The organism is Nocardia sp. CC213A (assembly GCF_030766805.1).
Classification (GTDB): domain Bacteria; phylum Actinomycetota; class Actinomycetes; order Mycobacteriales; family Mycobacteriaceae; genus Nocardia; species Nocardia otitidiscaviarum.
The window spans coordinates 230,627-244,255 of sequence record NZ_JASFXA010000008.1; the positions used below are offsets into that span (position 1 = coordinate 230,627).

Sequence of the window (13,629 nt, forward strand, 5' to 3'; positions counted from 1 at the left end):
GGTCCACAGGGTGTCCAGGATGCCGTGCAGCGCGGCGCTGCCGGTGGCGAGCAGACCGTTCAGGGCAGCGGAACCGGTGTCGATAATAACGGGGATCATGGGATACCTCTCCTTGCGAATTCCCAATTGAACTTCTGACGCCGAGCATATCGGGCGGATTTTCGAACCCGTTACCAAGGTTTACGACTATGTGATGTGCGCAACAAAAAGTAACAATGTGTGGGCGCAGTCATATGGTCCCTATCGGTCATTCATATCACGGAACTATCACACACAGTCGACACAAGTCTTCAAGCCCCGAAAACCAGTGGCACCGCGCGACCGCCCGGGACTAGCCTCACCGGCCATGACCCTGCGCGCGATCCCCGCCTCCATGGACCCCGCGGTGGTCGCCACGATCGACGGCGAACTGGACCGGATCGAGCGCGACCACCGGGTCGGCGTGCGCCTGGCCATCGAAAGCGGCAGCCGGGCATGGGGTTTCCCGTCGCCCGACTCCGACTACGACTGCCGGTTCGTCTACGTCGCGCATCTGGACGACTACCTGACGCCGTGGCGCGGCCGCGATGTCATCGAGACGCCGCTGGTCGGCCTGCTCGACGTGAACGGCTGGGAGCTGGCCAAGGCGCTGCGCCTGCTGGTGGCGGGCAATGCGGTGCTCGTCGAATGGCTGATGTCGCCGATCGTGTATCGCGGCGATGCCGAATTCCGGGACGAACTCCGCGAATTGGCGCATGCGGTGGCGGATCGGAACCGGATCGCCATGCATTATCTGCACCTGGGTAGGCGGCAGTGGCGGCTATTCGATTCGAATCGCTCGCTGAAGAAGGTGTTCTATTCGCTGCGCCCCGCGATGGCATTGCGATGGCTGCACGAACATCCGAATTCGGCGGTCGCGCCCATGCACTTGCCGACATTGCTCGAACAATGCGAACTGCCCACCGATCTCACCGGTGCGGTACAGGAATTGACCGAGTTGAAGTCACGGACGCGAGAAATGGGAGCAGGAGCGGTGCCGACCCCCATCAGCGATTTCATCACGGCCGAATTCGACCGGGCGGCGGACGCGTTCACCCGCGAGCGCGGCCACGACCGGAGCCGGGCGCACGCTCTGACCGCCGAGTTCTTCAGGCGTCAGGCGCTGCGCTGACGTGGGTGGCCTCCGGGCCGGGTTTGGCGCGTCGCCATTCGAACTCGACCCGCTGGCCCTCCTCCAGCCAGCGGAAACCCTCCCCGGCGATGGCGGTGTACTCGACGTAGACGTCCGGACCGCTGTCGTCGGGGGTGATGAAACCGAAACCCTTCAAGCTGTCGAACCACTTCACCGTGCCGCGAGCCATTCCCGTTCTTTCTCGACCATCGCAGGGATTCGAAGGGCACGGCCCCGACCGCGCCCGCCTAAGCGTGGCATGCGACCTCGCGGCGAACAACCGGCGAGCCGGGTGCCACTTCGAGAAGACCCGCTGACACGACCGACCGCGGCGGCGACAATGGTGGGGCCGACGCGACCCTGTCCGGGCCTGTGACCGCCGGCCCCGTGCGTCGAACGGCGCACACCGAGAGACGGGTCGCGACTGCCAGGAAGGAGTTTCCGTTGGTGAGCAAAGAACGACTGCTGAACAGGCTGGCGGGACGATTCGCCGGGCTGACCGATTCCAGCCTGCCCATCCCGACTCCGGCCGAGACCGTTGCCGCGCGACGGCATTTCTTCGGCGAGGCGGTCGATCCCGTCACCGGCGAGGTGAGCCCGGATCGGGTGCTGGCGGCCTGGTTCGGCTGCGCGGGATTCGCGATCGCCATGGGCGGCACCGTCTTCCTGCTCGACGCCTGGGTGCCGCGCGGACTGACCTCGCATTACGTTCCCACCACCCCGGCCCAGCTGGCGGCGCTGCGCCCCGAGGCCATCTTCATCGGCCACGGGCATTTCGATCACGCGGCCGACGCCGGGCCGATCGCGCAGGCCAGCGGTGCGACGGTGTACGGCACGGCCGAACACTGCGCGGCCATTCGCAAGCAGGTCGCGTTCAAGGCCGAATTCGCCTGTGTGGAATTGGGTTCCGCCGACTCCGGGCCGGGTGACCGCTACGATTTCCCGCTGCTGCCCGGATTGGAGGTGACCGCCGTGCGCCACCTGCACTCCGCGCCCACCCGCCGTGGCCCGACCTCCTCGGCCCGCGTCTCCCCCGCCCCGTGCCTCGGCGATATCCGCACCCACCGCCCGACCCTGGCCGATGCCACCCACCTGGTCCGCCATCTCTCCGCACCGGAGGGCGGCACCCTGCTGTACCAGTTCCGCACCGCCGATTTCACGCTCACCTGGCACGATTCGTCCGGCCCGCTGCTGGACCGCGCGCCCGAGGTGCTCGAGATCCTGCGCGCTCTGCCCGCCTCGGACGTGCACATCGGCGCGATCCAGGGCTTCAACCAGTTCACCAACGGCCTGCGCGATCCCCGCAGCTACGTGGAGGCGTTGCGCCCCACGATCTTCGTACCGAACCACCACGACAACTGGCTTCCGCTCATCACCGCGCGCGGCGAGGCGTTCCGTACTCCGCTGCACGCGGAACTGGCGAAACTGCCGGAGGCCACCCGCCCCGAAGTCCGCATGCTGGTCGACCCCGACGACTATGTTTCCTGCGCGCGAATGACATTCAAATAATCCATCCCCGCACAGCAATTCGGTCACATACCGACCGCCGAGCACGTAGCCTGCACGGCTATGTGGAGTATCGTCGCCATTTCCATCGTCGCCGTCATCATCATCGGACTGGGATTCGCCGTGGGCCTACCGCGCGATTGATTTCCGTGTCGGCCACACCGCCCCGAACCATCGAAAAGGTCACTTCCCCAGTACGTTGACGCCATGTCCTCCCCCGCTCACGACGCCCGCACCCAGGTCGCCGCGGCCGCTCGCCGCCTCGCCGAAGCCGGACTCCTGATCGGCACCGCGGGCAATGTGAGCATGCGTGTCGACGACCTCATCGCCATCACCGCCACCGGCACCGTCCTCGCCGACATCACCCCCGACCAGATCACCATCGTCGACCCGCACGGCACCGTGGTCTCCGGAGCCTTCGCCCCCACCTCCGAACTCCACCTCCACCTGGGCATCTACCGCGACTTCGACGCCGGCGCGATCGTCCACACCCACGCCCCCAAATCCACCGCCGTCGGCCTGGTCCTCCCCGAACTCCCCGTCCTCCACTACCAGCAACTGCCGCTGGGCGGCCCCACCCCGGTAGTCCCCTTCCACCCGTTCGGCACTCCCGAACTCGCCGACGCCGTCCGCGCAGCCCTCCCCGGCAGATTCGCGGCTCTGCTCGCCAATCACGGTGCGGTCACCCACGCACCGACGCTGGATCAGGCTGTCGAGTACGCCCTCCTCTTGGAGTGGGCCTGCACGCTTTACGTGGACGCCGCGATGATCGGCATGCCACGCGCCCTCACCGTCGAAGAACAGACGGCTGTCGCGGACGTGATCCGGCGCACGGGATACGGGACTCCGAAAGTCATCGAAGAACGCACATAGCCATTCCGTACTGGCCGATATGCCTTCGCCAGAACATCAGGAGTGCGTCGTACAGATCTTCGCTCGATTGCTACGGCATGTCGCGTGAACTGGGGTTTCGTGTCGCAATGCAGCCGGGTAGATTCGAACACATGAGCGATACCGCCGAGGTCGAGCTCACCAGCTTCGAGTTGGTGGAGCGGCTGCAGGCGGTCCATACGCAGATCGCCGCCGCCCAAGCCGAGGAAGTCGCTCTGATGACGCGGCTGTATCGGCTGCGCCGCGCGCAGCAGCTCGAGGCCGGGGTGGCGGCACGGTACGCGGGGGAATCGGCGGCGACCGAAATCGGTGTGGCGGTACGGGTCTCGCAACGCACCGCCGACGGTTTGATCGCCCTCGGTATGGGATTGGCGCGGCTGCCACGCACCCGGCGCGCCTTCGCGGAGGGCCGCATCGACCTGGCACGGGCACGCGCCATTCACGACACGCTGGTCAACGCACCGGACGAAACGGTGACCGAACTGGAAGATCTGGTCGTCGCACGGGCCGAACGCTGCGACCCCGCCCGCTTGCGGCAAACGATCCGCAAGAAGCTGCTCGAGATCGACCCGGCCGGACAGACCCGCCGCCGCCAGGAGGCCGAGCGGGAACGGTACGTCGCGGTGCGCGCCGCCGACGACGGCACCGCGCTACTCGACGGCGTCCTCCCCGCTGCCGGAGGCTGGAGCCTGTTCGAACGACTGCGGGAGATGGCGATCACCCAGTGCTGCGCGGCGGACCCGCGCACCATGAACCAGCGCCGCGCCGACGCACTGGTCGCGCTCGCCGACGGCAGCGGACAACTCACCTGCCGCTGCGACCTGCCCGACTGCCCCCGCCGCGACCCGAACGCTCCCGTTCCGAACGCGCGGCGCGCGCTGGTGCAGGTCGGTGTCAGCGCGGCCACGCTGCTCGCCGCGCAGGACAACCCCGGGCTGCTGGCCGGGTTCGGCGCGATCGACGCCGACCTCGCCCGGCAGATCGCCCGCCACGCCCGCTTCCGGGTCATCACCGAAAACACCGACCCCGAAGGCGAATTCGACACACCGCCACGATCGGTCGGACCGTTCAGGACGACGTCCGAGAACACCGACACCAACTGCTCCCCACCGCACTCGGCAAACCCGCGAGAGTTGCGGTACCGGCCGAGCGAGCGCCTCGCGGCACGGGTACGAGCACTGGACGGGATCTGCCGCGCTCCCGGCTGCCAAACACCAGCCGCAGTCACCGATCTCGATCATCAACTCCCCTTCGACCACCGCTCCCCCACCTCCGGTGGCCGCACCACGGAGCAGAATCTCGGCTGCCGCTGCCGCCGCCACCACCGCTTGAAGACATTGGCCGACCATGGCATGAACGGCTGGACCGTCACCCACCACCGGGACCGGCGCATCGAATGGCGCACCCCCACCGGCGGTGTGATCACCACCCGCCCCGAGGGCGCGAAGTTCCTGTTCCCCCACACTCCGGTGCCCGCGACACGGGTGAAACCGATTGAACCACAACCTGGTCCACCGCTATTGGACCCCGGTCCAGTGGTCAACGCACTGACCGAACTGCTGCATGTCTACATCCCACCTAGCCGTCGCAGCAGGCGTGTCCGCGACGCCAGCCTGCCTGTCCGCGTAGCAACGGTCTCATGCGGCATCGGCCGCAGCAGTGGGGATACGGACCCTCCCCCCTTCTGACGCGCTCACAGCCCCACTCGTGCGAGACGACGCTCCTCGCCCGAACTGCGATGGCGAGGTTAACCCCTCAGTTACCAATCCTTCGTAGATGCCATCGTCAAGAGGGAAGGTCGTACTCGCCGACAGTGATCCCCGTAGTGAAGGCAGCCCATTCGTCGGCAGGGAAGACCAGAGCCGGGCCGGTCGCGTTCTTGGAGTCGCGGATGCCGATCATGCCATCCGCGAGCCACGCGACCTCCACGCAGGCTCCGCTGCTCTCGCTGTGACTGCTCTTGAACCAACGCGCACCTGGTAGGTCAGTGTTCACCGCTCGTAACTCCTTGTTGCCCGCCGGAGCAGGTCTCGCGTGGTGTCCTCGTCGAGAGCAGAGGCCCGTAGGGCCACAGCCAGTTCATGGTAGCGCCGTACGTCGGCGGGCTTTTCCAAGTAGACGTCGCTGCTCATCTGGATCTCGTGATACACCACCGGTGGTTCTATCGGCTTACCTCGAGCATCGACGCCGAAGTCGAGAATGACGAACGGACCGTGCAGCAAACCCCAGGTGCACCCGGCGGAGAATGGGTGAATCCGTACCGTGACGTTGGTCAGCTTGCTGATCTCCGCGAGATGCCGCAGCTGCGCCGCCATGATCCGTCGGTCACCGATCACGCGATAGAGGGCCGACTCGTGCAGGAGCACATCGAGTTTCAGCGGCCGGGATTTTCGGGTGACGATGGCTTGTCGCTTCATCCGTAGCTCGACGCGCCGCTCGATGTCCTCGCGGCTGTCATCCCGGAAGAAGGCCCCGATGAGCGATCGCGCGTAGTCCGCGGTCTGCAATAGCCCCGGGACGTGTTCGTGGTAGGTGACCAGCTGTCGCGCTGAAGTTTCCAGGCCGACATACATATTGAAGCTGTCGCTGAACAGACCGCCGAATGCGTGGTACCAGCTTGTCACCTTCGCCTGCTCGGCCAGTTCCACCGCCCGCTGCGTGTTCTCGGGACTGATTTCGTAGATCTCGCAGAGGGCCCGCACATCTCGGATGCGAACCTTCTTCACCCGCCCCGCCTCGATGCGCTGCAGCCCGGGTTCGCTCAGCTCAACCATTTCGGCGGCAACTTTCTGCGTCAGCCCGAGCGCTTCGCGGGCCTCTCGTAGGAATCGGCCGAGCTGGCGGCGGGGCAGAGTTGAGGACTGGCTGGCTGTGTCGCTCATGTGGTGCTCTCCAGAAGTGAAGCTGACGACGCCGGTATCTGAAGCCATCTGTACCGCAGATTCGAAGCCCGCTCTGGCGTTTTGAAGCGAAACAATCTGAAGCTTCACTTTCGGTGGCAGCCGCTGGCCAGAGATGGTGTGCTGGGTCCCACCGCAACGACAGGGAGGTCGGTAGCTATGTCCCCCGACGAGCGCGACCAGCTCGAACTCCAGGTCATCCAGGATGTCCTGGATACCGTCGAGGCCAAACTACGAGAACGCGAACGCTGCGGCTGGCAGCTGACCGTTTCCCGCATGCGGATATACGCCACGATCCTGCACGCGGTCATCGTCAGCGCCCGCGCCACCCATTCCCATCCCACGACCCTCGATCGCGCGGACATCCTCGATGCGATCTTCGACGGTATCGAACCTGCCGATTCCGATTCGGCAGGGCAACTCGTCGAGGACATTATCGATCGAAACAGTCTGCCCGCGAGTCGATCCCGCCGACATCGCGGACGACCATCCATGTCCGATGGATCCAGTACGGGCACTCGGGTCGAGGCCGTGGTCGTCCGCGATCCTGACGGTCCCACCGACGTCAGCATCTTCGTAGATGGCATGGAGGTGCCTGCAACGCTGTTCCCCGTCGATGCCGGTGCCGGATGGACATGGGCGGAATGGATGCGAACACGGGATGCCAACCTCGCTCTCGCCTCTCCGGCAGCACGCGCGGCTTTGCTTCACATCTACGCCAACGTACCTGGTGAACGATATATCGGCCGCGTATGAGGCTGGCTCGGTCCAGGGGAAGGTATCGCGCGACTGCGCGCGGTCCGACGACCGGCCCGCCACCGATTCGTTGACGATCACATGGTCTCCTCCGGAGAATCAGGAGGTGGCGCGCATTCTCGGATTCCAGCCCAACACGCAGCGGATTACAACACATAGCGTCGACAAGGGGGTGATCTGCGAGCACCAGGTGATCTCCGATACCGATGGCGCGAAGATCCTGCACCTGACGACGCTCGGTTCCAAGGATCGGGAATCGCATCCCAAGAGCAGCCAGTCGCTACAGCTGGATACCGAAACCGCGGCCCAGCTCGTCAAGATCCTGCACGACTCGTTCGGGGACGACGTGCTGGGAACGAAGGTCGATATGGATGTCGCGCCCCAGGACGGAGCGGTCACGGTCGACATCGCCCTTCTCGCGGCCGTCTACAACCGGAACCCTGCGATCTTCCGGCAGTTCATCAGTGACGACAGGGCTGCGAGCGACGTCATCGCCATGGCACATCGCCGGGAGCAGGTCGCGCGGTTTCGACGCCTCTTGGAGGATGACGAGTACTTCGATTCCGAGAAGGCCAGGTTTCCGAATCGAGGTGGTGAAGCGGTCTGGCAGGACCTGTTCGAAAGGAACCCCTGGATTTTCGGCGTCTCGTTGTCCGGCCAACTTCTGACGTCCTGGGACAGCGCCAAGTTGGAGCAGGTTGTCGTCGGTCACTCGGTCGCGACGGTCGGTAAACGCACCGATGCGTTGCTTCGCACAGTGAGCCGAATCCCCTCGATGGTCTTCGCCGAGATCAAGACGCACCGGAAGGAGCTGCTCGAGCCTGTGCGGGAGTCGTACCGCTCGGGCTGCTGGGCACCGTCATTCGAATTGTCGGGCGGCGTGGTCCAAGCGCAGGGCACCGTTCATCGCGCCGTGACCCATATCGGCGAACGGATTCAGGCGACCGCGGCCGACGGCAGCGACATTCCCGGAGAGTTCACCTATCTTCTGCGGCCACGGTCGTATCTGATCATCGGCAGCCTGGAGAGTCTGCGTGGCGAAGGCGGCGGATACCACCAAGACAAGATCCGCTCGTTCGAACTGTTTCGTCGGGAACTCGTGCAACCGGAGATTCTGACGTTCGACGAACTCCTTGCCCGCGCGGAGTGGATGGTCGAATCGGCAGACGTGGAATCGCACCCCGCGCGGTCGTGATCCTGCCGCGCTCTCGAACGGCAGGATCCGAGGTACCACTCAGCGGCGGGTGACGACCGTGGGCAGCGACGCGAAGCCGCGGTTGTTCGACGAGTGGATCCGCCGCGTCTTCTCGGCGTCGATGTCGTAATCGGTGATCGCGGCGGCGAATTCCTGGAGTGCGGTGCGCAGTTCGAGGACCGCGAGATTGGAGCCCAGGCAGTGGTGGCGGCCGCTGCCGAAGACCAGTGAGGCGCTGGTGTCACGGCCCAGGTCGAAGTGGTCCGCGGCGGGGAAGACCGCCGGGTCGCGGTTGGCGGAGCCGGTGAGGAGCAGGATGCGGGCGTCGGCGGGGATGGTCACGCCGTGTAGGTCCACGGGGGTCGTGGTGGTGCGTAGGTGGACCTGGGTGGCCGGATCCCAGCGCATGGATTCGGCGATCCAGGCGTCGATGCCGCCGGCCAGGGCGGTGCGGCGCTGGTCGGGGTGCAGCCAGCCGGCGTGCCAGATATTACCGAGGGTCAGCATGGTGGTCTCGATGCCCGCGCCGATCAACAGGATCAGGACGCCGACGATCTCCTCCGGAGTGAGCCGGTCGTCGCCGTCGGCGGCGTCCAGCAGGCCGGAGAGCAGGTCGTCGGTGCGGTGGCGGGCCCGTTCGATGGTGAGGTCGGTGTAGTACGCGACCAGCGCGCCGATGGCCTGCATGGCCTCGGGGCGCAGATCGGTGGACTCCTCCTCGGTGTACATGATCTCCATACCGAGCTTGCGCACCATATCGCGGTCGGACTGCGGCACGCCGACGAGTTCGGAGATCACCTCGGTCGGGTAGGGCCCGGCGAAATCGGCCATGAGGTCGAAGGAGCCGCCCTCCACCAACGGGGTCAGCAGGGAGCGGGTGATCTCCCGCAGCCGGGGCTCCAGCCCCTGCACGCGCCGCTGAGTGAAAGCGCTGGTGACCAACCCGCGCAGCCGGGTGTGCTTGGGCGGGTCCATGGCCACGAAGGAGAAGAACCGTTCGGCCTGCGGTCCCCAGAAGGCCGGCTCCATGCGAATACCGTTCACGCTGGAGAAACGGTCGGAGTCGCGCAGGGCGGCGAGCACGTCGGCGTGCCGGGACAGCGCCCAGAAATCGTCCACCTCGTTGCGGTAGGCGGGGGCCTGCTCGCGCAAGGCGGCATAGTACGGGTAAGGATCACTGTGGACCGCGAAATCGTAGGGGCTGTACTGCAACTGCACGAGTAGACCTTCCGGGGCGTAGCGTCGCTAGGATCGCCAGCGGTTCGTATTGAGCCGACGAAACTGAACACTAGTCGAGATGCATTGGGGGCGTAATGAACTCGGACTCGGCAGCGGACCGGATCGACGTGACGAAGCCGCATCCGGCCCGCCGGTACGACTACTGGCTGGGCGGATCGGCCAATTATCCCGCCGATCGGGAGTCCGCCGAGATGGTGGCCGAGGCATTCCCGACGGTACAGATCTCGGCGCTGGAGAACCGGAAATTCCTGCGCCGCGCCGTCGGTCACCTCGCCGAACGGGGCATCCGACAGTTCCTGGACATCGGCACGGGCCTGCCCACCGCGGGCAATGTGCACGAGATCGCGCAGACCGTCGTGCCCGAATCGCGCATCGTGTACGTGGACAACGACCCGATCGTGCTGGTGCACGCCAACGAACTGCTCAACAGCTCCCCCGAGGGCAAGACCGCCTACCTGGAGGCCGACGTCCGGGAGCCGCAGCGCATTCTCACCCACCCGGATCTGCTCGACACCATCGATCTGAGCCAGCCGGTGGCGCTCATCCTGGTCGCCATCCTGCATTTCATCGGCGATGAGGAAAAGCCCCACAACCTGGTGCGGGAGCTGCGCGAGGCGCTCGCCCCCGGCAGTTACCTGGTGATCTCCCACGCCACCGGCGACTACCTGGCTCCGGAGGATCGGCCCGCGACCCTCGAGGCCAACAAGCGCAGCCGGGTGCCGTTCTACCTACGCTCGCGCGAGGAGATCTCGCGCTTCTTCACGGGTCTGGAATTGGTGGCCCCCGGCATCACCTCGGTGACCAATTGGCGTCCGGAGGAGTGGCGGCCGCATCCGCGCGCCGAAGCCGTGTCCATGCTGGGTGGGGTCGCCCATATCGGCTGAGTGTCAGATGCCGCCCGCCAGTGCCCGCATGCAGCGCACGGCGAGGGAGGCCGGATTCGCGCCGCGGCCCTGCGGCGAGGTGTCGAGCGCCCATTCCTCCAGCGCGATGCGCATGGCCCCGGCCGCGGCGGCGGCGAGCAGGCGCACCCGCAGCGGATCGACGTCGGGGCCCGCCAGCTCGGTCAGCACCCGGGTCAGGTCGCGTTCGCTCTCCATATTGATGCGATGCCAGATGCCGCGCAGTGCCGCATCGTTGTCCATGGCGCGCAGCAGGCCGCGGGTGAGTTCGAGATCCGCGTCGTCCTCGAGCGCCATGGACCGCACGGCCGCCGCCTGCAATTCGTTCAGCTTGGGTAGTCGCCGCGGACCGGAGGCGATGATGGCCAGCCAGCGTTGCGCGCCGGTGGCCAGCATGGGTTCCACGGCGTCCTCTTTGGTGCGTGCGTAGCGGTAGAAGGTCCGCAGGGCGACCCCGGCGGCGGCGGCGATCTCCTCGGCGGTGACCTCCGCGGTCCCGCGTTCGGCGAACAGCCGCGCCGCGGTGCGGGCGATCTCCAGGCGGGTTTCCTGCTTGCGGCGCTCGGCCAGGGTCAGGCGGTCGGGTGCTGCCACGGGGCGTCCTTCCAGGTCGAATAGGTCCATCCTAATCACCGGATGCCATAGTGGCACGTTGTGCCAGTACGGCGTACCGTGTCAAGCGGGTGGGGTCGAAGAAACATAGAGGAGTTGCCGCAATGGAGCGTTTCACCGACCGCCGTGTCCTGATCACCGGCGCGGGTTCCGGCATCGGCCGGGCCACCGTGCACCGCATTCTGCGCGAGGGCGGGCACGTCGTGGCCGCCGATATCAGCGAGGCCGGACTCGCCGAGACCGCCAAGCAGGCCGCCGACCACGGGCACGCGGACCGGCTCGCCACCGTCACCGTCGATATCGGCGATGAGGAATCGGTGCGCGCGGGCGTCGCCAAGGCCGTCGACACCCTGGGCGGGCTGGACGTTCTCGTCAATGCCGCGGGCATCCTGCGCTCGGCGCACACCCACGAGATGCCCCTCGCCGACTGGAACCGGATCATCACCACCAACCTCACCGGCACCTTCCTCATGATCCGCGAGGCACTGCCGACGCTGCTGGCCTCCGATCACAAGGTGATCGTGAACTTCGCGTCCACCTCGACGTTCTTCGCACACCCCTACATGTCGGCGTACGCGGCGTCCAAGGGCGGCATCATGTCCATGACCCACGCGCTGGCCGCCGAGTACAGCAAGCAGGGGCTGCGCGTGGTGGCCGTCGCACCGGGCTCCATCTCCAGCGATATGACCGACGGCCGCGGACCGGGCCTGCCCGAGGACGCCGACCTGAGCCTGTTCATGAAGCTCATCCCCGGCATCGGCCAGGGCTTCGCCTCCCCCGACACCGTCGCGGGCGTGGTCGCCATGCTGGCCTCCGACGACGGCGCGTTCATCACCGGCACCGAGATCCGCATCGACGGCGGCACCCACTACTGAGTGGCCCTCGGGGGCGGGTCATACCTGAGATGTAGTCCGCCCCTGATCTTCTCCGAAATGGGGGTAGCCCCATACCGTTTCGGGCCGAAGTGCGGCACAGTGTCTGACCATGAGGTCGACGTCATCCACTTCCGCCCGACGAAAGCTGGCCCGCCTGGCCGTGGCCGGTGCGATCACCGCGATTCCCCTTACCGCGCTTGCTGTTCCGGCCGCGGCCGAGGTCACGCTCGAGCCCGAGGTCACCGAGGTCTCCCGCCCGCACTGGCAGGACCGTAATCCGTGGGATCCCCGGTACCCGTGGGAGAACCGGAATCCACACGATCACGGCCGCTGGCACGACCATGACCGCTGGCACGATCACGACCGCTGGCACGATCACGACCGCTGGGACCGCGACTGCGATCACGGCGACTGGAACCGCGGTCACGACCCCTTCCGCAATCCGTTCCGGCACGCATTCCCTCGTGGCGCGTTCGGAAGCAGCTAGGAAGGTACGGAAAAGGCCCGGCACCCGCGAGCGGGAGCCGGGCCTTTTCCGTGTCGGCGAAAGACCTTACGCGGTCTCGGTGATCGGCCGGTCGACCCAGCTCATCAGGCCGCGCAGCTTGGCGCCGGTGACCTCGATCGGGTGCTCGGCGTTCTGCTTGCGCAGACCCTCGAGCTCCTTGTTGCCGCCCTCGACATTGGCGACCAGGCGCTTGACGAAGGTGCCGTCCTGAATGTCCTTCAGGATCTCCTTCATGCGCTCCTTGGTGCCCGCGTCGATGACCCGCGGACCCGACAGGTAGCCACCGAACTCGGCGGTGTCGGAGACCGAGTAGTTCATGCGGGCGATGCCGCCCTCGTACATGAGGTCGACGATCAGTTTCAGCTCGTGCAGCACCTCGAAGTAGGCCATCTCCGGCGCGTAACCGGCCTCGACCATGACCTCGAAACCGGTCTTGACCAGTTCCTCGGTGCCACCGCACAGCACGGCCTGCTCACCGAACAGGTCGGTCTCGGTCTCTTCCTTGAAGGTGGTCTTGATGACGCCCGCGCGGGTGCCGCCGATGCCCTTGGCGTAGGACAGCGCGAGCGCCTGGCCCTGGCCGGTCGGGTCCTGGTCGACCGCGATCAGGGCCGGAACGCCCTTGCCGTCGACGAACTGGCGGCGCACCAGGTGGCCCGGGCCCTTGGGGGCGACCATAGCGACGGTGACGTTGGCCGGAGCCTTGATCAGGCCGAAGTGGATGTTGAGGCCGTGGCCGAAGAACAGCGCGTCGCCGTCCTTCAGGTTGGGCTCGATGTCATTGGTGAAGATCGACGCCTGCGCGGTGTCGGGGGCCAGCACCATGATGACGTCGGCCCAGGCGGCGACCTCGGCGGGGGTGCCGACGGTCAGACCGGCCTCCTCGGCCTTCGGACGCGACTTCGACCCCTCGGCGAGGCCGACGCGGACGTCGACGCCGGAGTCGCGCAGGCTCAGCGAGTGGGCGTGGCCCTGGCTGCCGTAGCCGATGACCGCGACCTTCTTGCCCTGGATGATCGACAGGTCGGCGTCATCGTCGTAGAACATCTCGACTGCCACTGTTGGTTCCCTTCTGATGAATCGTCCCCGCTCATT

General features: G+C 66.4%; 15 protein-coding genes. 9 read left to right on the top strand and 6 right to left on the bottom strand.

Annotation, left to right across the window (positions count from 1 at the left end; all coding sequences use genetic code 11):
- Positions 1–346 precede the first annotated feature (346 nt).
- Positions 347–1,150, top strand: coding sequence for a nucleotidyltransferase domain-containing protein (locus tag QJS31_RS17235; protein WP_282782075.1), 804 nt, complete (start codon positions 347–349; stop codon positions 1,148–1,150).
- On the opposite strand, the gene QJS31_RS17240 is transcribed toward QJS31_RS17235, so the two are convergent.
- Positions 1,128–1,340: a cold-shock protein gene (locus QJS31_RS17240; RefSeq protein WP_029930128.1), complete on the bottom strand. Its 213-nt coding sequence runs from the start codon at positions 1,338–1,340 to the stop codon at positions 1,128–1,130. The two genes, QJS31_RS17235 and QJS31_RS17240, sit on opposite strands and share 23 nt — an antisense overlap.
- A gap of 257 nt (positions 1,341–1,597) precedes the next feature.
- On the opposite strand from QJS31_RS17240, the gene QJS31_RS17245 reads away from it, so the two are divergent.
- From QJS31_RS17245 to QJS31_RS17255, 3 genes are all read left to right on the top strand, one after another.
- Complete coding sequence (locus QJS31_RS17245; protein ID WP_306357149.1) at positions 1,598–2,659, top strand: MBL fold metallo-hydrolase; 1,062 nt, start codon at positions 1,598–1,600, stop codon at positions 2,657–2,659.
- A 204-nt stretch (positions 2,660–2,863) separates the two neighbouring features.
- Positions 2,864–3,529 carry a class II aldolase/adducin family protein gene (locus tag QJS31_RS17250; protein ID WP_306357150.1) on the top strand — a complete coding sequence of 222 codons (666 nt, stop codon included), beginning with the start codon at positions 2,864–2,866 and terminating at the stop codon, positions 3,527–3,529.
- A gap of 131 nt (positions 3,530–3,660) precedes the next feature.
- Positions 3,661–5,235, top strand: a complete 1,575-nt coding sequence (locus QJS31_RS17255; protein ID WP_306357151.1) for an HNH endonuclease signature motif containing protein — start codon at positions 3,661–3,663, stop codon at positions 5,233–5,235.
- A gap of 97 nt (positions 5,236–5,332) precedes the next feature.
- On the opposite strand, the gene QJS31_RS17260 is transcribed toward QJS31_RS17255, so the two are convergent.
- Both QJS31_RS17260 and QJS31_RS17265 read right to left on the bottom strand, forming a co-directional pair.
- On the bottom strand, positions 5,333–5,542 hold the full coding sequence (locus QJS31_RS17260) for a DUF397 domain-containing protein (RefSeq protein ID WP_306357152.1): 210 nt from the start codon (positions 5,540–5,542) through the stop codon (positions 5,333–5,335).
- On the bottom strand, positions 5,539–6,429 hold the full coding sequence (locus tag QJS31_RS17265) for a helix-turn-helix transcriptional regulator (protein WP_306357153.1): 891 nt from the start codon (positions 6,427–6,429) through the stop codon (positions 5,539–5,541). Before QJS31_RS17265 ends, QJS31_RS17260 begins: the two co-directional genes overlap by 4 nt.
- Positions 6,430–6,606: 177 nt before the next feature.
- Here QJS31_RS17265 and QJS31_RS17270 point away from each other — a divergent pair, with 177 nt between their 5' ends.
- Positions 6,607–7,203: a hypothetical protein gene (locus tag QJS31_RS17270; protein WP_306357154.1), complete on the top strand. Its 597-nt coding sequence runs from the start codon at positions 6,607–6,609 to the stop codon at positions 7,201–7,203.
- A gap of 106 nt (positions 7,204–7,309) precedes the next feature.
- On the top strand, positions 7,310–8,398 hold the full coding sequence (locus QJS31_RS17275) for a Shedu immune nuclease family protein (RefSeq protein WP_306357155.1): 1,089 nt from the start codon (positions 7,310–7,312) through the stop codon (positions 8,396–8,398).
- A 39-nt stretch (positions 8,399–8,437) separates the two neighbouring features.
- On the opposite strand, the gene QJS31_RS17280 is transcribed toward QJS31_RS17275, so the two are convergent.
- Positions 8,438–9,616: a cytochrome P450 gene (locus tag QJS31_RS17280; RefSeq protein WP_306357156.1), complete on the bottom strand. Its 1,179-nt coding sequence runs from the start codon at positions 9,614–9,616 to the stop codon at positions 8,438–8,440.
- Positions 9,617–9,711: 95 nt separating this feature from the next.
- On the opposite strand from QJS31_RS17280, the gene QJS31_RS17285 reads away from it, so the two are divergent.
- Positions 9,712–10,521 (top strand): SAM-dependent methyltransferase, encoded by an 810-nt coding sequence (locus QJS31_RS17285; RefSeq protein WP_306357157.1) that lies wholly within the window; start codon positions 9,712–9,714, stop codon positions 10,519–10,521.
- Between the two features lie 3 nt (positions 10,522–10,524).
- Here QJS31_RS17285 and QJS31_RS17290 read toward each other — a convergent pair whose 3' ends face one another.
- Positions 10,525–11,133, bottom strand: coding sequence for a TetR/AcrR family transcriptional regulator (locus tag QJS31_RS17290; protein WP_282782059.1), 609 nt, complete (start codon positions 11,131–11,133; stop codon positions 10,525–10,527).
- A gap of 122 nt (positions 11,134–11,255) precedes the next feature.
- Between QJS31_RS17290 and QJS31_RS17295 the strand changes: the two genes are divergently transcribed.
- Both QJS31_RS17295 and QJS31_RS17300 read left to right on the top strand, forming a co-directional pair.
- Positions 11,256–12,026, top strand: coding sequence for an SDR family NAD(P)-dependent oxidoreductase (locus QJS31_RS17295; RefSeq protein WP_306357158.1), 771 nt, complete (start codon positions 11,256–11,258; stop codon positions 12,024–12,026).
- Between the two features lie 109 nt (positions 12,027–12,135).
- Positions 12,136–12,513 (top strand): hypothetical protein, encoded by a 378-nt coding sequence (locus QJS31_RS17300; protein ID WP_306357159.1) that lies wholly within the window; start codon positions 12,136–12,138, stop codon positions 12,511–12,513.
- Between the two features lie 66 nt (positions 12,514–12,579).
- Here the strand turns inward: QJS31_RS17300 and ilvC are convergent, their stop codons facing one another.
- The gene (gene ilvC, locus QJS31_RS17305) at positions 12,580–13,581 is read right to left on the bottom strand and encodes a ketol-acid reductoisomerase (protein WP_029930139.1); all 1,002 of its coding nucleotides are present in this window, start codon (positions 13,579–13,581) and stop codon (positions 12,580–12,582) included.
- Positions 13,582–13,629 lie beyond the last annotated feature (48 nt).